The organism is Streptococcus sp. 27098_8_70, assembly GCF_041432215.1.
Taxonomy (GTDB): domain Bacteria; phylum Bacillota; class Bacilli; order Lactobacillales; family Streptococcaceae; genus Streptococcus; species Streptococcus oralis_CP.
In genome coordinates this window covers 422,888-443,227 of record NZ_JAPVZD010000001.1, presented here as the reverse complement: position 1 = coordinate 443,227, position 20,340 = coordinate 422,888, and the positions used below count along the sequence as shown (strand labels likewise).

The following is a 20,340-nucleotide window of genomic DNA, read 5'->3' as shown; positions in this document are numbered from 1 at the left end:
TAATGGCAACAAAACAAAAAGAAGTAACCACATTTGATGTGCAAGTAGCAGACTTTATCCGTAACCACAAAAAAACAGGAACAGCAACAGATGACGAAATCAATTCAAGTCTGGTTATTCCTTTCACCCTCGATGCAGACGGCATTGAAGACCTTTTGCAACGGATTCAGGATGCTGGAATTTCTATCACAGATAATGAAGGAAATCCAAGTGCGCGTGTGCTTAGTGTAGAAGAAGAGTCAGAACTCAGTGATGAGGACTTGATTGGCTCAACTTCTGCCAAGGTTAATGACCCAGTCCGTATGTATTTGAAGGAAATCGGGGTGGTTCCTCTCTTGACTAACGAAGAGGAAAAAGAATTGGCCCTAGCAGTTGAGGCTGGTGATATTGAAGCCAAACAACGTCTTGCAGAAGCCAACCTTCGTTTGGTGGTTTCGATTGCTAAGCGCTACGTAGGGCGTGGTATGCAATTTCTTGACTTGATTCAAGAAGGAAACATGGGCTTGATGAAGGCTGTTGACAAGTTTGACTATTCAAAAGGATTTAAGTTTTCAACTTACGCAACTTGGTGGATTCGTCAGGCAATCACTCGTGCCATTGCTGACCAGGCCCGCACTATCCGTATCCCTGTCCACATGGTTGAAACCATTAACAAGCTTGTCCGTGAACAGCGTAATCTCCTTCAAGAATTGGGGCAAGATCCAACACCTGAACAAATCGCTGAGCGTATGGATATGACACCTGACAAGGTTCGTGAAATCTTGAAAATCGCCCAAGAACCAGTATCACTTGAAACACCGATCGGTGAAGAGGACGATAGTCATCTTGGGGACTTTATTGAAGACGAAGTGATTGAAAATCCAGTAGACTACACAACTCGAATCGTTTTGCGCGAGCAGTTGGATGAAGTCTTGGATACTCTTACAGATCGTGAAGAAAACGTTCTGCGCTTGCGCTTCGGTTTGGACGATGGGAAAATGCGTACTCTTGAAGATGTTGGGAAAGTCTTTAACGTGACTCGTGAGCGTATCCGTCAGATCGAGGCCAAGGCTTTGAGAAAATTGCGTCAACCAAGTCGCAGCAAACCGCTTCGTGATTTTATTGAAGACTAAGAGTGAGGAATAACATGGCTTATACAGAAGAGCAAATTGAAACGATCAAAACACGCATTTTAAATGCCTTGGAAGAAGTCATCGACCCTGAGTTGGGGATTGATATTGTCAACCTAGGTTTGATTTATGAAATTCGTTTTGATGGTGAAACAGGTCACACTGAAATTGATATGACCTTGACAACTATGGGCTGCCCACTGGCTGACCTTTTGACAGACCAGATACATGATGCGATGACAGAAGTGCCTGAGGTAACCAATACCGAAGTTAAATTGGTCTGGTATCCAGCTTGGACGGTTGAAAAAATGAGCCGATACGCGCGTATCGCCCTAGGAATTAAATAAAGACTAAGAAAAATGCGAGAGACGATTGGAAAATAGGATAATTTTATCCTTTTTCCAATCGTCTCTTCTTTCTTTTGCTGATTTTCTGGAAATAAAATGGTATAATGGAAGGTATGGAAAACGAAAAATTGCGTATTAATATGCTAAGCTCAAGTGAAAAAGTAGCTGGTCAAGGAGTGTCAGGAGCTTATCGAGAATTGGTTAGTCTCCTTCACCGCGAAGCCAAAGACCAGTTGATTGTTACAGAGAATCTTCCTGTAGAAGCGGATGTAACTCACTTTCATACCATTGATTTCCCCTACTATTTATCTACTTTCCAAAAGAAACGCTCTGGGAGAAAAATTGGCTATGTGCATTTTTTGCCTGATACGCTTGAGGGGAGTTTGAAGATTCCATTTTTCCTAAAAGGAATTGTCAAACGCTATGTTTTTTCCTTTTACAACCGAATGGAACACTTGGTGGTGGTCAATCCCATGTTTATCGAGGATTTAGTGGCTGCTGGTATTCCGCGTGAAAAAGTAACTTATATTCCAAATTTTGTAAACAAAGAAAAATGGCATCCATTACCAGCTGAACAAGTTGCTCAACTCCGGAAGGAAATGGATCTCGCGGAAGATCAGTTTGTCGTAATCGGTGCGGGTCAGGTTCAGAAACGTAAAGGAATTGATGATTTTATCCGTCTTGCTGAGGAATTGCCAGAAATTACCTTTATCTGGGCAGGTGGTTTTTCATTTGGTGGGATGACAGATGGTTATGAACGCTACAAGAAGATAATGGACAATCCACCCAAAAATCTTATTTTCCCTGGAATTGTGTCACCGGAACGGATGCGGGAACTTTACGCTATGGCGGATCTATTCTTGCTACCAAGTTACAATGAATTATTCCCTATGACTATCTTAGAGGCTGCTAGTTGCGAGGCTCCTATTATGTTAAGAGATTTGGATCTGTATAAGGTTATTCTTGATGGGAATTATCGTGCTACAAGTGATGTTTCCGAGATGAGAGAAGCAATCCTAGAATACAAGAATGACCCTGAAGCCTTAAAGGACTTGAAAGAAAAAGCTCGTGAGATTTCCAAAGAGTACTCTGAGGAGCATTTGTTGGAAATCTGGTTAAAATTTTATCGAGAACAGGCTGCTTTGGGCAAAAAGTGAGGTAATTTATGCGAATTGGTTTATTTACAGACACCTATTTCCCTCAAGTTTCCGGGGTTGCGACTAGTATACGGACCTTGAAAACTGAGCTTGAAAAGCAAGGACATGCAGTTTTTATCTTTACAACGACTGATAAAGACGTAAACCGATACGAAGATTGGCAAATTATTCGCATTCCGAGTGTCCCTTTCTTTGCGTTTAAGGATCGACGATTTGCCTACCGAGGTTTTACAAAGGCACTTGAAATTGCCAAGCAGTATCAACTCGATATTATTCATACCCAGACCGAATTTTCTCTTGGTTTGTTAGGGATTTGGATTGCTAGAGAATTGAAAATTCCAGTTATTCATACCTACCATACCCAGTATGAAGACTATGTGCATTACATTGCTAAGGGCATGCTAATTCGTCCGAGTATGGTAAAATATTTGGTGCGTGGCTTCCTTCATGATGTAGATGGCGTGATTTGCCCTAGTGAGATTGTTCGTGACCTTTTATCTAAATACAAAGTCAAGGTTGAAAAGCGGGTCATCCCAACTGGAATTGAGCTGGCTAAGTTTGAACGACCTGAGATCAAAGAGGAAAACTTGCAAGAACTTCGTTCGAAGTTAGGTATTCAGGAAGGCGAGAAAATGCTACTGAGCCTTTCTCGTATCTCCTTTGAAAAGAATATCCAAGCAGTCTTAGCTGCCTTTGCGCAGGTTTTGAAAGAAGAAGACAAGGTGAAGTTGGTTGTTGCTGGAGACGGACCTTATCTGGACAGTCTGAAAGAACAAGCAGGGAAATTAAACATACAAAAACATGTGATTTTTACAGGTATGATTGCTCCAAGTGAGACAGCCTTGTACTATAAAGCAGCTGATTTCTTTATTTCAGCCTCTACGAGTGAGACTCAGGGTTTAACCTATCTAGAAAGTCTAGCCAGTGGAACGCCTGTTATTGCTCATGGCAATCCCTATCTTGAAAATCTGATCAATGATAAAATGTTTGGGACCCTCTACTATGGAGAACGAGAGCTTGCAGGAGCTATCCTTGAAGCTTTGATCGCTACTCCTGATATGTCTGAACAAAAGTTAGCGGATAAGTTGTACGAGATTTCGGCTGAAAATTTTGGGAAACGAGTTCATGAGTTTTACCTTGATGCCATTATCTCAAATAACTTTGAACATGAGCTACATGATGGACAACCTGTCACTCAACGCTTCTTAAAAACGATTCTCTATCTACCTCAACAGGCTGTTACAAGCCCAGTAAAAGAATCCAAGCGTATTTTAAGAGCGTCTCGAAAACAATTGTCTAGCATCAGAGATTATTGGAGAGACGAATTCAAATAATAGAATAAGAGGAAGAAAAAATGAAAAAATTAATGAGAAGCGGAAAAGATCAAAAAATTGGTGGAGTATGCGCAGGAGTTGCTCATTATTTTGATATTGATCCAACAATTGTTCGTGTCATTTGGGCTGTTCTTGCATTTTGTTATGGGACAGGAGTCCTTGCTTATATCATTTTATGGTTGATTGCACCAGTTTCAACAGAATATTAAATTAAAATTATATAGAAAAAGGAGAAGTTATGGCTTTTGGAGATAACGGAAAACGTAAAAAAACTTTGTTTGAAAAGGTGACACTTGTTGTCGTGCTCATCATGTTGTTTGTAACCCTTGCTGGTATCTTTGCAACTGCGCTTGGAGCTTTTAGTAGATTCTAAGCAAGCTACGAGGATAGAAACAATAACTAATGACTGGGTTCTCCCCAGCCTTTTTAAAGTGAGAAGAAAATATGAGTATGTTTTTAGATACAGCCAAGATTAAGGTCAAGGCTGGTAATGGTGGCGATGGCATGGTTGCCTTTCGCCGTGAAAAATATGTCCCTAATGGCGGTCCTTGGGGTGGTGATGGTGGACGTGGAGGTAACGTTGTTTTCGTGGTAGACGAAGGTTTGCGTACCTTGATGGATTTCCGCTATAACCGTCATTTCAAGGCTGATTCCGGTGAAAAAGGAATGACAAAAGGAATGCACGGTCGTGGTGCAGAAGACCTTCGTGTTCGCGTACCACAGGGGACTACTGTACGTGATGCGGAAACAGGAAAAGTCATTACAGACTTGATTGAACATGGTCAAGAGTTTATCGTGGCTCATGGCGGTCGAGGTGGTCGTGGAAATATCCGTTTTGCCACTCCCAAAAATCCTGCACCTGAAATCTCTGAGAATGGAGAACCAGGTCAAGAACGTGAGTTGCAACTGGAATTGAAGATCCTAGCGGATGTTGGCTTGGTCGGTTTCCCATCTGTTGGAAAGTCAACTTTGCTTAGTGTCATCACTTCAGCTAAACCTAAAATCGGTGCTTACCACTTTACGACCATTGTCCCTAATTTGGGTATGGTTCGTACACAGTCAGGTGAATCTTTTGCAGTAGCAGACCTTCCAGGTTTGATTGAAGGGGCCAGTCAAGGGGTTGGTCTTGGAACCCAGTTTCTACGTCATATCGAACGCACTCGAGTTATCCTCCATGTCATCGATATGTCAGCTAGCGAAGGACGTGATCCTTATGAGGATTACCTTGCTATTAATAAGGAATTAGAATCCTATAACCTTCGTCTCATGGAACGTCCACAGATTATCGTAGCCAACAAGATGGATATGCCTGAAAGTCAGGAAAATCTTAAAACTTTCAAGGAAAAGTTGGCAGCAAACTACGACGAGTTTGAGGAACTTCCAGCCATCTTCCCAATTTCTGGATTGACCAAGCAAGGGTTGGCGACTCTTTTGGACGCGACAGCTGAATTGTTAGACAAGACTCCAGAATTCCCGATTTATGATGAATCCGATATGGAAGAAGAGGCTTACTATGGCTTTGACGAGGAAGAAAAGGCCTTTGAGATTAGTCGTGATGATGATGCGACATGGGTACTTTCTGGTGAAAAACTCATGAAACTCTTTAACATGACCAACTTTGACCGTGACGAATCGGTCATGAAGTTTGCCCGTCAGCTTCGTGGTATGGGTGTTGACGAAGCCCTTCGTGCACGTGGAGCCAAAGATGGTGATTTGGTTCGCATCGGTAAATTTGAGTTTGAATTTGTAGACTAGGAGATTGATATGGGAGATAAACCGATATCATTCCGAGATGCAGATGGAAATTTTGTTTCTGCAGCAGATGTGTGGAATGAAAAGAAACTAGAAGAATTATTTAATCGTCTCAATCCAAAACGTGCTCTTCGATTGGCACGTACAAAGAAAGAAGATACACAGTCAAAGAAATAAAAAATTCCCGTGATCTTTTGATCACGGGATTTGTTTTATTCACTAAAGAAAAATGGTGGTGCATATTTTTTAAGACTTTCAAAACAAGCTTGCGCTTTTGTAGCATCTTCACAGATAATCATGCAGACATCGTCTCCACAAAGGGTTGCAACGATATCTGGAAAGGCCAAGGAATCAATTACAGATCCAAATGATTGGGCTAAACCGGGTAAAGTTTTCAAAATAACCTGGTGTTGCACAGGACGCAACATAACAAGAGCATCTTCCATATAATTTTCAAGACGTTTTTCCCACTTGGAGATAGATCCTGTATTTAGCACATAGTAAGAATTATCCTCTTCGCGCACTTTTGAAAGGTTCATGGTTTTGATATCGCGTGATAAGGTAGCCTGAGTAACTTGGATATCATTTTCCGCTAACAAGGCTTGTAATTCAGCTTGAGTATGGATTTTGTTTTTTGAAACGAGGGCGCGGATAAGTTGGTGTCTGTGTTCTGATTTGTTCATAAAGTAAGTACTCCTTTTACAAGGTACAGTAGCGTGGACTGAACGAAAATGTCAGTCGGGGTGGTAGGCGGTATTGTCACGTATGATGATTTTAAAGTCAGTAGGATAAAGAACTAGATGGAGAGATTCTCCTTCTTTTAACTTGTCACTAGTTGCGTGCAGATAAACTGGGTAGCGATCCGTTTATCTACATTGATGTTCTTTAATGACAGTGAATCATTCAATTTGGGTAGCTTTTTGTCACGGCGTTTTGTGAATTTACTCTAAATGTAATTCACAGAGATTTCCAACATGTGGTGTAGTAGCGTGTATGATAAATGGTTACACATGTTGGTTAGAGGAAGTATCTTTTGTCCAAGTTCTATCTAGGGGCTTCTAAAATGCTTTTAGATGAACTGAATTTGATACAAAGTTTATGTTTGATTCGACTGTTCAAGTGGAAAACTTTGGTTATAGGAAGTTCAATGGTCAAATTCATTGACTTTTCCTTTGAATACTTCCATATTGAAAGTCTGGTAGATTATACCTTTTGACAAGGTAGGATAAGACTAGACTGTGCTAAATCAACAGTCAACTGATAGTCTGTATTATCTCGAATTGTAATCTCAAAGTCTGTGGTGTAGAGAACCAAACGGAGAGTATCTCCTTCTTTAAGTTTGTAGATAGTTGGTTGAAGCTCTAGCTGGAAGTCCATCCATTCATTTGGTTGGATTTCTTCAATCATCAAGAGATTGGTTCGATTTTGAAGATTAAGGTAGCCTTTGGTGATGACACGTTGGGCACTTGGGTTGAATGGCAGTTCACAGAGATTTTCTAACATGTGGTAACGACCATTATCAATGGTTCTAGCATTTAAAACAGCTGGATAAGGCTGCAGATATTTCTTTTGTCCAAGTTCTAACAGTTGGGCTGATAATAAGCCCTTGTTCGTACTCGATTTGACACGAAGTTTCAGCTCCACTCGCCCATTTAAGTGAATGTCTTGACTTACTGGAAGTTCAATGGTGATTTGATTGGCTTTTCCTTGGTAAAGTTCAGTGTTGAAGGTCTGGTAAGTCTTACCATAACGATCAAAATCTTTTTGATCATACTGGTTTTGAATCACTTTTTCATCATTACCAAGAGAGAAGGTATGCAGTTCATCCTGTTTGCCAAAGTTATCAAGACCTTGCCATTTTTGCGGTGCGATATTGTCCTGCCAGATGACAGTCGGAAGTTGATAGCCTGAGTCAAGTCCTAACAATTTCTTACTTAACAAGGCATTCATGGACTCGCGGAAGTCGATCGACTGCCAGTTGTTCATATAGACATGGGCACCATGATGGAAAAAGAGGTGCTTATTGATGTGGCTAGGAAGAGCATGAAACATCTGGTAAACATGAAGAGGTTTGACGTTCCAATCCTGGGAACCATGCGTAAAGACGACCTCAGCTTGAACCTTGTGAGCATTGAGCAGATAGTTGCGGTCATGCCAAAACTGATTGTAGTCACCAGTCTTGCGATCGAGTTTCTCTTTAACCTTTTCTAAGTCCGTTTGATGAGCTTCATTGCCACGAATATAGTCACCGCCTAAGAGATTGCGGGAGTAGGTCAATTCAGCAAGTGAGTCAAAATCCTCACCTGGATAACCACCTGGGCTGGTTACCAGACCATTTTCACGATAGTAGTTGTACCAAGAGGAAATACCTGCTTCTGCGATGATCACTTCCAAACCATCAACACCAGTGGTGGCGAGACCATTAGACATGGTACCTAGATAGGAAATACCTGTTGTTGCGACTTTGCCGTTTGACCAGTCAGCCTTGATTTGGCGCTTGCGCGTGTGGTCCGTGAAAGCACGACAACGACCATTGAGCCAATCAATGACATTTTTATAAGCTTCAATCTGCTGGTAGTCACCATTGGTCATGAGACCTTGAGAATCTTTGGTTCCAACACCTGATACATAGAGATTGGCAAATCCACGTGGGAGGAAGTAGTCATTGAGTGTATATGAGCTATTGATATGAGATAGCTTTTCTTCAGCTTCTGAGACGACTTCTGCTTGACCATGAGATTCGACTAAATTCAGCTTGGGCTCCTCAAGTTCAATGGTGTGGGGCGGTTTGACCTCAAGCACCCCTTCCATTTTGTAGAGAGCCTTGTCACTGGCTTTATCGTTGGTCCCTTGGTGGTAAGGGCTGGCAGTCATGACTGAAGGAATCTGTCCATCATAACGCGGGCGAATAATGCTGACCTTGACTAAGTCAGGGAGACCGTCGTTATCAGTATCCACACGACTCTCGACATACACGACTTCACGAATGACATCATGAGTAGAGAAGGTTGCCAAGCTCTTACCGTTAAAGTAGTGGTAGTGATTGTCTTCTGAAATGAGTCCATCACTAACAAGTTGATCAATGAGCGTATTTCCTTTTTTCGTTCTCGTATTGAGTAACTGATAAAGATTTTCAATGAGATCCCCATAAACAATAGGAAAACCAGTTTCTTTACGAAACTGTTCGGCATCCTCAAAGTCAACAAGATAGCTAAATCCTAAAAGTTGAAAAACTACTGTGTAGAAAATCTCCGCAGTTAACTCACGGTCTGACTGGAAAAAGGTTACTAAATCTGTTTCTTTATCCGCAGCCAAAGTCGATAAGGCATAATCCGTGTCAGAATAAGTGAAAAAACTCCAACAAATGAAGTCTTCAAACTGTCTTTTTAAGGACAGTTGGGGTGACAGCTTTAGACCAAGACCTTCTAATTCTGCAAATCGTTGAGAACTAGTGGTTGGTTGATAGCTGAATTGATTAAAACGCATGTTTCTCTCCTTTGAAAACAGACTGGATTTATTATATCAAAAAAGAGGGAAAAATGGAATAAATAAACTTAAATGAAATAAATTTCTTAAACCAGCATATCTATTTAGTAAGTTATTATAAAATGCTGAATAAATACCATAGAAGTAAGCCTTTTTCTAGAGAATTTTATATGTAAAACTGCATATAACTCCTATCTTTATTATTCTTCGTTTGGTATAAATATATCTAAATTTACATTTAAAACTATTATATAATATTAATTTTATATTTTCTTCCTTTGAAAAATGAAGAATTTAACAGTAAGAAGAGAAGAAGTTTGGAACTGATGATATTGAAAAGAAAGTGCAGAGTTGCTTCAATATCCAGCTTAAAATGGTATAATAGTAGTAAAACGAAAGCAAGGAGGAGAAGAAATGATTGCACAGCTCGACACCAAGACTGTTTATAGTTTTATGGAAAGTGTGGTTTCGATTGAAAAATACGTACAAATGGCTAAAGAATACGGCTATTCTCACCTTGCTATTATGGATGTGGATAATCTCTATGGAGCTTATCATTTTCTAGAAGCAACTCGTAAGCATGGCATTCGACCTTTAATTGGTCTAGAAATGACCTTGGTCAAAGATGAGGAAAATATTTCTCTTCGTTTTCTAGCCCTATCCACTAAAGGTTATCAAGAGTTGATGAAGTTATCCACTTTAAAAATGACTGGACGGAAAAAATGGTCTGACTTCACCTCCCACCTCGAAGATGTGGCTATTGTTGTTCCCTATTTTAATGGGGTCGAACAGTTGGATTTTGGGGTTGATTATTTTATCGGTGTTAGTCCAGATACTCCTCAAGAAGTCTTTACCAGACCCATTCTTCCACTCTATCAAGTCAACTCTTTTGAAAAAGAAGACCTACAGGTTTTACAAATCTTGTCAGCAGTCAAGGACAATGTCAGCCTGAGAGAAGTAGATGTACATTCACAACAGGGGATTTTTTTACCTGCCTCAGATTTGGAAGCACAGTTTAAAAATCGCTTCCCTCAGGCCCTTGCCAATCTCCAAGGTCTGATAGAGAATGTAAGCTATCAAATCGACCCAAGTTTAAAACTTCCTCGCTTTAATCCTGAAAGACCAGCGGTCGAAGAACTTAGAGAGAGAGCTGAGCAAGGCTTGAGTGACAAGGGGCTAACCTCAGCTATTTATCATGAGCGACTGAATGAGGAATTGGCTGTGATTCATGATATGGGCTTTGACGACTATTTCCTTGTAGTTTGGGATTTGCTCCGTTTTGGACGTTCCCAAGGCTACTATATGGGAATGGGGCGTGGTTCTGCGGTTGGTAGTCTAGTAGCTTACTCACTGGATATTACAGGGATTGATCCGGTTGAAAAGAACTTGATTTTCGAGCGCTTTTTAAATCGTGAGCGCTACACCATGCCCGATATTGATATTGACATTCCTGATCTATATAGACCAGAATTCATTCGCTATGTTCGTGATCGCTATGGTAGTCAACACGTGGCGCAGATTGTCACTTATTCGACCTTTGGAGCAAAACAGGCAATTCGTGATGTTTTCAAACGTTATGGTGTCCCTGAGTACGAATTAACCAATATTACGAAAAAAATCAGTTTTCGAGATACGCTAACGACAGCCTATGAAAAGAATTTACAGTTTAGGCAGGTCATCAATAGCAAAATGGAATATCAAAAAGCTTTTGAGATTGCTCGAAAGATTGAAGGGTATCCTCGTCAGACCTCTATCCATGCCGCTGGGGTCGTTATGAGTGACCAAGACCTGACAGACTATATCCCGCTCAAATACGGTGAGGATATGCTGATCACCCAGTATGATGCTCATGGTGTTGAAGCTAATGGCCTTTTAAAAATGGATTTCCTCGGTTTACGTAACCTGACTTTTGTCCAAAAAATGCAGGAATTATTGGCTGAGTCAGGAGGTATTCATCTGAGAATAGAGGATATTGATCTGGAAGACAAAGAAACTCTGGCTCTCTTTGCTGCTGGAAATACCAAGGGGATTTTCCAATTTGAACAACCTGGCGCCATTCGGCTCTTGAAACGAGTTCAGCCACAAGTCTTTGAAGAGGTAGTAGCCACAACCTCACTCAACAGACCAGGGGCAAGCGATTATATTGATAACTTTGTCGCTCGGAAGCACGGCAAAGAAAAGGTAACGGTGTTAGACCCTGCCTTGGAGGACATTCTGTCATCAACCTATGGCATTATGCTCTATCAAGAGCAAGTCATGCAGGTAGCTCAGCGTTTTGGAGGTTTCAGTCTTGGTAAAGCTGACATTCTCAGACGAGCCATGGGTAAGAAAAATGCTAAAGAGATGCATTTGATGAAGGAAGATTTTATCTCTGGAGCTATGAAATTGGGGCATACTGGAGAAAAGGCAAATCAAGTTTTTGCAGTGATGGAAAAGTTTGCAGGCTATGGATTTAACAGATCCCACGCCTATGCCTACTCAGCGCTGGCTTTCCAACTAGCTTATTTTAAGACGCATTATCCTGCTATTTTCTTCCAAGTCATGTTAAATTATTCAAGCAGCGATTACATTGTAGATGCATTACAAATGGGCTTTGAAGTAGCTCCCTTAGCAATCAACAGCATTCCCTATCATGATAAAATTGCTCAGAAGAAAATCTATCTTGGTCTAAAAGCCATTAAGGGAATGCCGAGAGATTTGTCTTACTGGATCATCGAAAATCGTCCTTTTTCAAGCATTGAAGATTTCGTCACACATCTTCCCAAGAATTACAAGAAACTGTCGCTTTTGACGCCTTTGGTTGAACTAGGGCTTTTTGATGAATTTGACAAGAATCGCCAGAAAATCTTAGTGAACCTACCAAACTTATTTGTCTTTGTTGAGGAGTTAGGTGGACTCTTTGCGGATACAAATTATAGTTGGACTGAAGCTGATGATTTTACTGAGGCAGAGAAATTTTACAAAGAGCAGGAACTGATTGGGGTAGGTATCAGTGCCCATCCTCTCCAAACTCTTGCCAAACAAGCCCTATATCCGACGACGCCAATCACTAATCTAACCGAGGGAGCTCAAGCCACTCTCCTAGTTGAAGTTCAAAAGATTAAAGTGATTCGAACCAAGAAAGGCGAGAGTATGGCCTTTCTACAGGTCCATGATAGTAAGTCTCGGATGGATGTAACTGTATTTTCAGACCAATATAGAAAATTTGCTTCCAATTTATCCGAAGGGAAATTTTACTACATCAATGGCAAAATTCAATCTCGAGATGGTCGTCTGCAAATGATTGCACAAGATTTGAAAGAAGCAGTGGCGGAACGATTCTGGATTCAAGTTAAAAATCATAAATACGATAAAGAGATTTCAAATATCCTAGAACAATACAAAGGCCCAATTCCTGTCATTATCAGGTATGAAGAGGAAGGAAAAACGGTTGTTTCTACACAACATTTTGTAAGAAAAGATTCTGCTCTAGAGGAAAAATTAGAGGGAATTGCTATGAAAACGATTTATCGCTAAAAATACGGAAAATAGAAGAATTTTCGATTTAAATGTGGTATAATCAGTAAGAATGTTAAAAGAAAAAGGAGCATAAACCAAATGAAACGTATTGCTGTTTTGACCAGTGGTGGAGACGCCCCTGGTATGAATGCTGCCATCCGTGCAGTAGTTCGCCAAGCAATCTCAGAAGGAATGGAAGTTTTTGGTATCTATGATGGATACGCAGGTATGGTTGCCGGTGAAATTTATCCGCTTGATGCTGCTTCAGTAGGAGACATCATTTCTCGTGGTGGTACTTTCCTTCATTCTGCTCGTTACCCTGAGTTTGCACAACTTGAAGGCCAACTTAAAGGGATTGAGCAATTGAAAAAACACGGTATCGAAGGAGTCGTAGTTATCGGTGGTGATGGTTCTTATCATGGAGCTATGCGCTTGACTGAGCATGGATTCCCTGCTATTGGACTTCCAGGTACAATCGATAACGATATCGTAGGTACTGACTTTACAATCGGATTTGATACTGCAGTTACGACTGCAATGGATGCGATTGATAAGATTCGTGATACATCATCAAGTCACCGTCGTACTTTCGTTGTTGAAGTAATGGGACGTAACGCTGGTGATATCGCTCTTTGGGCTGGTATCGCAACTGGTGCTGATGAAATTATCATCCCTGAAGAAGGCTTCAAGATGGAAGATATCGTAGCTAGTATCAAAGCTGGTTATGAGCACGGTAAAAAACACAACATTATCGTTTTGGCAGAAGGTGTTATGTCAGCAGCTGAATTTGGTCAAAAACTAAAAGAAGCAGGAGACACTAGTGACCTTCGTGTAACAGAACTTGGTCACATCCAACGTGGTGGATCACCAACTGCGCGTGACCGTGTATTGGCATCACGCATGGGGGCACACGCTGTTAAACTCCTTAAACAAGGAATCGGTGGTGTCGCTGTTGGTATCCGTAACGAAAAAATGGTTGAAAATCCAATTCTTGGTACAGCAGAAGAAGGAGCTTTGTTTAGCTTAACTGCAGAAGGTAAGATTATTGTTAACAACCCTCATAAAGCTGATCTTGAACTTTCTGCTTTGAACAAGAGCTTGTCCTAATCAACTTTCATTAATTTGGTAACATGACCATAAAAGGTCGAATTATATAAAGGAGTCACAAAAATCATGAACAAACGTGTAAAAATCGTTGCAACTTTAGGTCCTGCGGTTGAAATCCGTGGTGGTAAAAAATTCGGTGAAGACGGATACTGGGGTGAAAAACTTGATGTTGAAGCTTCAGCTCAAAATATTGCTAAATTGATTGAAGCAGGAGCAAACACTTTCCGTTTCAACTTCTCACACGGTGACCACCAAGAACAAGGTGAGCGTATGGCAACTGTTAAACTTGCTGAAAAACTTGCAGGTAAAAAAGTTGGTTTCCTTCTTGATACTAAAGGACCTGAAATCCGTACAGAATTGTTTGAAGGTGACGCAAAAGAGTACTCATACAAAACTGGTGAAAAAATCCGTGTTGCAACTAAACAAGGAATCAAATCAACTCGTGATGTGATTGCTTTGAACGTTGCTGGTGCCCTTGATATCTACGATGATGTTGAAGTTGGTCACCAAGTTTTGGTTGACGATGGTAAATTGGGTCTTCGTGTTTTCGTAAAAGACGATGCAACTCGTGAATTTGAAGTAGTCGTTGAAAATGACGGTATCATTGCTAAGCAAAAAGGTGTAAACATCCCAAACACTAAAATTCCTTTCCCAGCACTTGCTGAACGCGATAACGATGATATCCGTTTCGGTTTGGAACAAGGTATCAACTTCATCGCTATTTCATTTGTACGTACTGCAAAAGACGTTGAAGAAGTTCGTGCAATCTGTGAAGAAACTGGTAATGGTCACGTTCAATTGTTTGCGAAAATCGAAAACCAACAAGGTATCGATAACTTGGATGAAATCCTTGAAGTAGCTGATGGTATCATGATTGCCCGTGGTGACATGGGTATTGAAGTACCATTCGAAATGGTTCCAGTTTACCAAAAAATGATTATCACAAAAGTAAATGCAGCTGGTAAAGTCGCTATCACAGCAACAAACATGCTTGAAACTATGACTGAAAAACCACGTGCAACGCGTTCAGAAGTATCAGACGTGTTTAACGCTGTTATCGACGGAACCGACGCTACAATGCTTTCAGGTGAGTCTGCAAATGGTAAATACCCACTTGAGTCAGTAACAACAATGGCTACAATTGACAAGAACGCTCAAACTCTTTTAAAAGAATACGGTCGCTTGTCGTCTGTTAACTTGTCACGTAATTCTAAGACTGAGGTTATGGCTTCAGCTGTTAAGGATGCGACAAACTCTATGAATATCAAGTTGGTGGTTACTCTTACTAAGACAGGTCACACTGCTCGTTTGATTTCTAAATACCGTCCAGATGCTGATATCTTGGCAATCACTTTCGATGAATTGACTCAGCGTGGTTTGATGCTTAACTGGGGAGTTATCCCAGTAACAACTGATCGCCCATCAAACACTGATGATATGTTTGATCTCGCTGAAAGAATTGCAGTTGAGCAAGGTTTGGTAGAATCTGGTGATGATATTGTTATCGTTGCAGGTGTACCACTTGGCGAAGCTGTTCGTACAAACACAATGCGTATCCGTACAGTACGTTAATCTAACATTAAGACTTATCATTTCAAGCTGAACAGCTTGAATGATAGGTCTTTTTTTATCAAAATGGAATGGTATTTAGTAAATAGGAATGGGAAAAAACTGAAAATTATGATATAATAGAACGAAAAGACCTTTTTAGTAAATTTTGAAAGAGTAAAACATGAGAAAAATTGTCATCAATGGTGGACGTCCATTGCAAGGTGAGATCACCATTAGTGGTGCTAAAAATAGTGTTGTAGCGCTTATTCCAGCTATTATCTTATCAGATGATATTGTCACTTTAGATTGTGTTCCAGATATTTCAGACGTTGCTAGTCTTGTCGAAATCATGGAAATCATGGGGGCATCTGTTAAGCGTTATGACGATGTCTTGGAGATTGATCCAAGAGGTGTTCAAAACATTCCTATGCCTTATGGCAAAATTAATAGCTTGCGTGCTTCTTATTATTTCTACGGAAGTCTTTTAGGTCGCTTTGGTGAAGCTACAGTTGGACTTCCTGGTGGATGTGATCTGGGACCTCGTCCGATTGACCTTCACTTAAAAGCCTTTGAAGCCATGGGTGCTAAGGTCAGCTATGAGGGAGATAATATGAATTTATCTGCCCAAGGTAAGGGGCTTCATGGCGCAAGTATTTACATGGATACCGTCAGCGTTGGAGCAACTATTAACACCATGATTGCTGCGGTTAAAGCTAAGGGACGTACTGTCATTGAAAATGCGGCTCGTGAACCGGAAATTATCGATGTTGCTACCCTTTTGAACAACATGGGGGCCCATATTCGTGGTGCAGGGACTGATATTATCATTATTGATGGTGTCGAGAAACTACATGGGACTCGTCACCAAGTAATTCCAGATCGTATCGAAGCTGGAACTTATATTTCACTTGCTGCAGCGGTAGGAAAAGGAATTCGCATTAACAACGTTCTCTATGAACATTTAGAAGGCTTTATCGCCAAACTAGAGGAAATGGGCGTTCGTATGACGGTCTCAGAAGACAGTATCTTCGTTGAAGAACAGTCTGGTTTAAAGGCCATCAATATCAAAACTGCACCCTATCCAGGGTTCGCAACCGATTTGCAACAGCCTATCACGCCACTTTTACTAACTGCGCAAGGTCGTGGAACGATTATTGATACGATTTATGAGAAACGTGTCAATCATGTCTTTGAGTTAGCAAAAATGGATGCGGATATTACGACTACAAACGATCACATTATTTACAACGGTGGTCGTAACTTACACGGGGCAAGTGTAAAAGCTACAGACTTGCGAGCTGGTGCTGCACTTGTCATCGCTGGCTTGATGGCTCAAGGCCAGACTGAAATTACGAATATTGAGTTTATCCTTCGTGGCTACTCAGATATTATTGAAAAATTGCGTAGTCTTGGAGCAGATATTACACTCGTTGAAGACTAAGCCGTTGAGGTGATTATGAATATTTGGACCAAATTAGCAATGTTTTCTTTTTTTGAAACGGAGCGCTTGTATTTGCGTCCTTTCTTTTTTAGTGACAGTCAAGCGTTTTTCGAGATTGCTTCAAACCCTGAGAATTTGCAGTTTATTTTTCCCAGTCAAGCAAATTTGGAAGAAAGTCAGTACGCACTTGCTAACTATTTTATGAAGAATCCTCTGGGTGTTTGGGCAATTTGTCTTCAAGGAAATCAGGAAATGATTGGCTCCATTAAATTTGAAAAGATTGATGAAATCAAAAAAGAAGCAGAAATTGGTTACTTCCTAAAAAAAGATTCTTGGTCACAAGGTTTTATGACTGAAGTGGTTACCAAGCTATGTCAGCTTTCATTTGAAGAATTTGGTTTAAAACAATTATCCATCATCACTCATCTGGAGAATCAAGCTAGTCAAAAAGTAGCCTTAAAATCGGGCTTTAGCCTCGTCCGACAGTTTAAGGGGAGCGATCGCTATACACGAAAAATGAGGGACTATCTTGAATTTCGATACATAAAAGGAGAATTCAATGAGTAAACACCAGGAAATTTTGTCCTATCTGGAAGAGTTGCCAATTGGGAAGAGAGTTAGTGTTCGCAGTATTTCCAATCACCTAGGTGTTAGTGACGGAACAGCCTACCGAGCTATCAAAGAAGCTGAAAATCGTGGCATTGTTGAAACTCGGCCACGTAGTGGAACCATACGAGTCAAGTCCCAGAAAGTGGCTATTGAGAGACTAACCTATGCTGAAATTGCTGAAGTCACCTCCTCTGAAGTTTTAGCTGGTCAGGAAGGGCTTGAGAGAGAGTTTAGTAAATTCTCCATCGGGGCTATGACAGAGCAAAATATCCTGTCCTATCTCCATGATGGCGGTCTTTTGATTGTAGGTGACCGTACTCGCATTCAACTTTTAGCGCTAGAAAATGAAAATGCAGTCCTCGTTACGGGTGGTTTTCATGTCCAGGACGATGTCCTTGAGTTGGCTAATAAAAAAGGGATTCCAGTTCTAAGAAGTAAACATGACACTTTTACAGTAGCGACCATGATTAACAAAGCCCTCTCAAATGTTCAAATCAAAACCGATATTCTGACAGTTGAGAAGCTCTATCGTCCCAGTCATGAGTATGGTTTTTTGAGAGAAACGGATACGGTCAAAGACTATCTAGATTTGGTCCGTAAGAACAGAAGTAGTCGTTTCCCAGTCATTAACCAACACCAAGTGGTTGTGGGCGTTGTTACTATGCGTGACGCAGGAGATAAATCCCCCAGCACGACGATTGACAAGGTGATGACGCGAAGTATCTTCGTAACTGGTTTAGCGACCAATATTGCCAATGTCAGTCAACGGATGATTGCAGAAGACTTTGAGATGGTTCCCGTTGTCAGAAGTAACCAAACCTTGCTCGGTGTCGTAACACGACGAGATGTCATGGAAAAGATGAGTCGTTCCCAAGTTTCAGCTTTGCCGACTTTCTCCGAGCAAATCGGACAAAAACTCTCTTATCATCATGATGAAGTCGTTATTACTGTTGAGCCCTTCATGCTGGAGAAAAATGGTGTCCTTGCTAATGGAGTCTTGGCTGAAATCCTCAACCATATGACCCAAGACCTCGTTGTCAATAGCGGGCGCAATCTTATCATTGAGCAGATGTTGATTTATTTCTTGCAGGCTGTGCAGATAGATGATACTCTGCGGATTCAGGCTCGGATTATTCACCACACGAGACGTTCAGCTATTATTGATTATGATATTTATCATGGTCATCAGATTGTTTCAAAAGCAAATGTTACGGTTAAAATTAATTAGAATCTAGGAGAAAAAATGATAACTTTAAAATCAGCACGTGAAATCGAAGCCATGGACAAGGCTGGTGATTTCCTAGCAAGTATCCATATTGGCTTACGTGATTTGATTAAGCCAGGCGTAGATATGTGGGAAGTAGAAGAATATGTTCGTCGCCGTTGTAAAGAGGAAAATTTCCTTCCTCTACAGATTGGAGTAGATGGTGCAGTCATGGATTACCCCTATGCCACTTGTTGCTCTCTCAACGACGAAGTAGCTCACGCTTTTCCACGTCATTACATCTTGAAAGATGGTGACTTGCTCAAGGTTGATATGGTACTCGGAGGTCCGATTGCCAAATCCGACCTCAATGTCTCTAAACTCAATTTCAACAATGTTGAGCAAATGAAAAAATACACCCAAAGTTATACTGGTGGTTTAGCTGACTCATGTTGGGCTTATGCGGTTGGTACACCGTCTGAAGAAGTGAAAAACCTGATGGACGTGACCAAGGAAGCTATGTATAAAGGGATTGAGCAAGCAGTTGTTGGCAATCGTATCGGTGATATCGGTGCAGCCATTCAAGAATACGCTGAAAGTCGCGGTTATGGTGTCGTACGTGATTTGGTTGGTCATGGTGTTGGTCCAACTATGCACGAGGAGCCAATGGTTCCTAACTACGGTATTGCAGGTCGTGGACTCCGTCTCCGTGAAGGAATGGTACTAACCATTGAACCCATGATCAATACTGGAGACTGGGAAATTGATACAGATATGAAGACTGGCTGGGCTCATAAGACTATAGATGGCGGCCTGTCTTGCCAATATGAACACCAGTTCGTGATTACCAAAGACGGTCCAGTTATCTTGACTAGCCAAGGCGAAGAAGGAACGTATTAAAAAAAAGGAGCTTAGCTCCTTTTTTTGTGTCAACTTTAGTCAAAACAAATAAGCGTAGCAGACTTCTTACAAATTTATTCTTTTGTAGTAAAATAGGATTAGAATTTTGAGAAAGTAGGTAATTCGTTGGAGTCGATTATATTTCTAGTATCCGTTTTTTTAGCAGGTATTCTGTCCTTCTTTTCACCCTGCATCTTTCCTTTGTTACCTGTCTATGCTGGTATTTTACTGGATGATCAGGGAAATTCGAAAAGTTTTCGATTTTTTGGAAGAGACGTTGCATGGTCAGGCTTAATTCGGACATTGTGCTTTATTGCAGGAATCTCCCTCATTTTCTTTATTTTAGGATTTGGAGCTGGATTCCTAGGGCACATGCTCTATGCAGACTGGTTTCGTTATGCTATGGGCATAGTCATTATTCTCTTAGGGCTTCACCAGATGGAAATCTTGCATTTCAATAAACTGGAGATTCAAAAGACAGTCACCTTCAAACAATCCAAGTCTAATCACTATCTGTCAGCCTTTTTACTTGGGATAACCTTTAGTTTTGGTTGGACCCCTTGTATCGGACCAGTCTTAAGTTCAGTCTTGGCCCTAGCAGCTTCCGGTGGCAATGGTGCTTGGCAAGGAGCCGTGTTAACATTAGTATACACATTGGGAATGGCCCTTCCTTTCATTGTTTTGGCCTTGGCTTCGGGTTGGATTATGCCCTATTTTAGTAAATTAAAACCCCATATGATTTTACTAAAAAAAATCGGGGGAGCTTTGATTGTTTTGATGGGATTATTATTAATGCTAGGGCAGTTAAATGCCTTGTCAGGAATTCTTGGATAACAGGAGAAAAA

General features: G+C 40.9%; 18 protein-coding genes. 16 read left to right on the top strand and 2 right to left on the bottom strand.

Features of this window, described 5'->3' with window-relative positions; translation table 11 throughout:
• Positions 1–2: 2 nt before the first annotated feature.
• From rpoD to O3655_RS02080, 8 genes are all read left to right on the top strand, one after another.
• Positions 3–1,112, top strand: coding sequence for an RNA polymerase sigma factor RpoD (gene rpoD / locus O3655_RS02115; RefSeq protein WP_042902350.1), 1,110 nt, complete (start codon positions 3–5; stop codon positions 1,110–1,112).
• 14 nt (positions 1,113–1,126) lie between these two features.
• Positions 1,127–1,456, top strand: coding sequence for a metal-sulfur cluster assembly factor (locus tag O3655_RS02110; RefSeq protein ID WP_000331932.1), 330 nt, complete (start codon positions 1,127–1,129; stop codon positions 1,454–1,456).
• A 113-nt stretch (positions 1,457–1,569) separates the two neighbouring features.
• Positions 1,570–2,613, top strand: a complete 1,044-nt coding sequence (locus tag O3655_RS02105) for a glycosyltransferase family 4 protein (protein ID WP_042902349.1) — start codon at positions 1,570–1,572, stop codon at positions 2,611–2,613.
• A gap of 8 nt (positions 2,614–2,621) precedes the next feature.
• Positions 2,622–3,947, top strand: a complete 1,326-nt coding sequence (locus O3655_RS02100) for a glycosyltransferase family 4 protein (RefSeq protein WP_001219461.1) — start codon at positions 2,622–2,624, stop codon at positions 3,945–3,947.
• A gap of 20 nt (positions 3,948–3,967) precedes the next feature.
• Positions 3,968–4,156: a PspC domain-containing protein gene (locus O3655_RS02095; protein ID WP_000735790.1), complete on the top strand. Its 189-nt coding sequence runs from the start codon at positions 3,968–3,970 to the stop codon at positions 4,154–4,156.
• Between the two features lie 29 nt (positions 4,157–4,185).
• Positions 4,186–4,320, top strand: coding sequence for a DUF4044 domain-containing protein (locus O3655_RS02090; RefSeq protein ID WP_000863851.1), 135 nt, complete (start codon positions 4,186–4,188; stop codon positions 4,318–4,320).
• Positions 4,321–4,391: 71 nt separating this feature from the next.
• Positions 4,392–5,702 carry a GTPase ObgE gene (gene obgE, locus O3655_RS02085; RefSeq protein ID WP_000061637.1) on the top strand — a complete coding sequence of 437 codons (1,311 nt, stop codon included), beginning with the start codon at positions 4,392–4,394 and terminating at the stop codon, positions 5,700–5,702.
• 9 nt (positions 5,703–5,711) lie between these two features.
• A complete protein-coding gene (locus tag O3655_RS02080) occupies positions 5,712–5,876 on the top strand; it encodes a hypothetical protein (RefSeq protein WP_000502576.1) in 165 nt (54 codons plus the stop codon).
• Between the two features lie 35 nt (positions 5,877–5,911).
• On the opposite strand, the gene O3655_RS02075 is transcribed toward O3655_RS02080, so the two are convergent.
• Together O3655_RS02075 and O3655_RS02070 are read right to left on the bottom strand one after the other, a co-directional pair.
• Positions 5,912–6,382 (bottom strand): arginine repressor, encoded by a 471-nt coding sequence (locus O3655_RS02075; protein ID WP_001043018.1) that lies wholly within the window; start codon positions 6,380–6,382, stop codon positions 5,912–5,914.
• Positions 6,383–6,902: 520 nt separating this feature from the next.
• Positions 6,903–9,185: a Xaa-Pro dipeptidyl-peptidase gene (locus O3655_RS02070; protein ID WP_371641133.1), complete on the bottom strand. Its 2,283-nt coding sequence runs from the start codon at positions 9,183–9,185 to the stop codon at positions 6,903–6,905.
• 414 nt (positions 9,186–9,599) lie between these two features.
• On the opposite strand from O3655_RS02070, the gene O3655_RS02065 reads away from it, so the two are divergent.
• The 8 genes from O3655_RS02065 to ccdA2 all read left to right on the top strand — a co-directional run bounded on the left by O3655_RS02065 (position 9,600) and on the right by ccdA2 (position 20,329).
• A complete protein-coding gene (locus O3655_RS02065; protein ID WP_308697091.1) occupies positions 9,600–12,701 on the top strand; it encodes a DNA polymerase III subunit alpha in 3,102 nt (1,033 codons plus the stop codon).
• Between the two features lie 81 nt (positions 12,702–12,782).
• On the top strand, positions 12,783–13,790 hold the full coding sequence (gene pfkA, locus O3655_RS02060; protein ID WP_000820882.1) for a 6-phosphofructokinase: 1,008 nt from the start codon (positions 12,783–12,785) through the stop codon (positions 13,788–13,790).
• Between the two features lie 66 nt (positions 13,791–13,856).
• Entirely contained in the window at positions 13,857–15,362 is a 1,506-nt protein-coding gene (pyk, locus tag O3655_RS02055) for a pyruvate kinase (RefSeq protein ID WP_001042826.1), read from the top strand.
• Positions 15,363–15,522: 160 nt separating this feature from the next.
• Positions 15,523–16,782 carry a UDP-N-acetylglucosamine 1-carboxyvinyltransferase gene (locus O3655_RS02050; protein ID WP_001227102.1) on the top strand — a complete coding sequence of 420 codons (1,260 nt, stop codon included), beginning with the start codon at positions 15,523–15,525 and terminating at the stop codon, positions 16,780–16,782.
• 15 nt (positions 16,783–16,797) lie between these two features.
• On the top strand, positions 16,798–17,349 hold the full coding sequence (locus O3655_RS02045) for a GNAT family protein (RefSeq protein WP_308697093.1): 552 nt from the start codon (positions 16,798–16,800) through the stop codon (positions 17,347–17,349).
• Complete coding sequence (gene spxR, locus O3655_RS02040) at positions 17,342–18,619, top strand: CBS-HotDog domain-containing transcription factor SpxR (RefSeq protein ID WP_000033809.1); 1,278 nt, start codon at positions 17,342–17,344, stop codon at positions 18,617–18,619. The genes O3655_RS02045 and spxR overlap by 8 nt, the downstream gene beginning before the upstream one ends.
• Before the next feature lie 15 nt (positions 18,620–18,634).
• Complete coding sequence (locus tag O3655_RS02035; protein ID WP_000631558.1) at positions 18,635–19,495, top strand: methionyl aminopeptidase; 861 nt, start codon at positions 18,635–18,637, stop codon at positions 19,493–19,495.
• A 126-nt stretch (positions 19,496–19,621) separates the two neighbouring features.
• Complete coding sequence (ccdA2, locus tag O3655_RS02030) at positions 19,622–20,329, top strand: thiol-disulfide oxidoreductase-associated membrane protein CcdA2 (protein ID WP_084943609.1); 708 nt, start codon at positions 19,622–19,624, stop codon at positions 20,327–20,329.
• Positions 20,330–20,340: the final 11 nt, after the last annotated feature.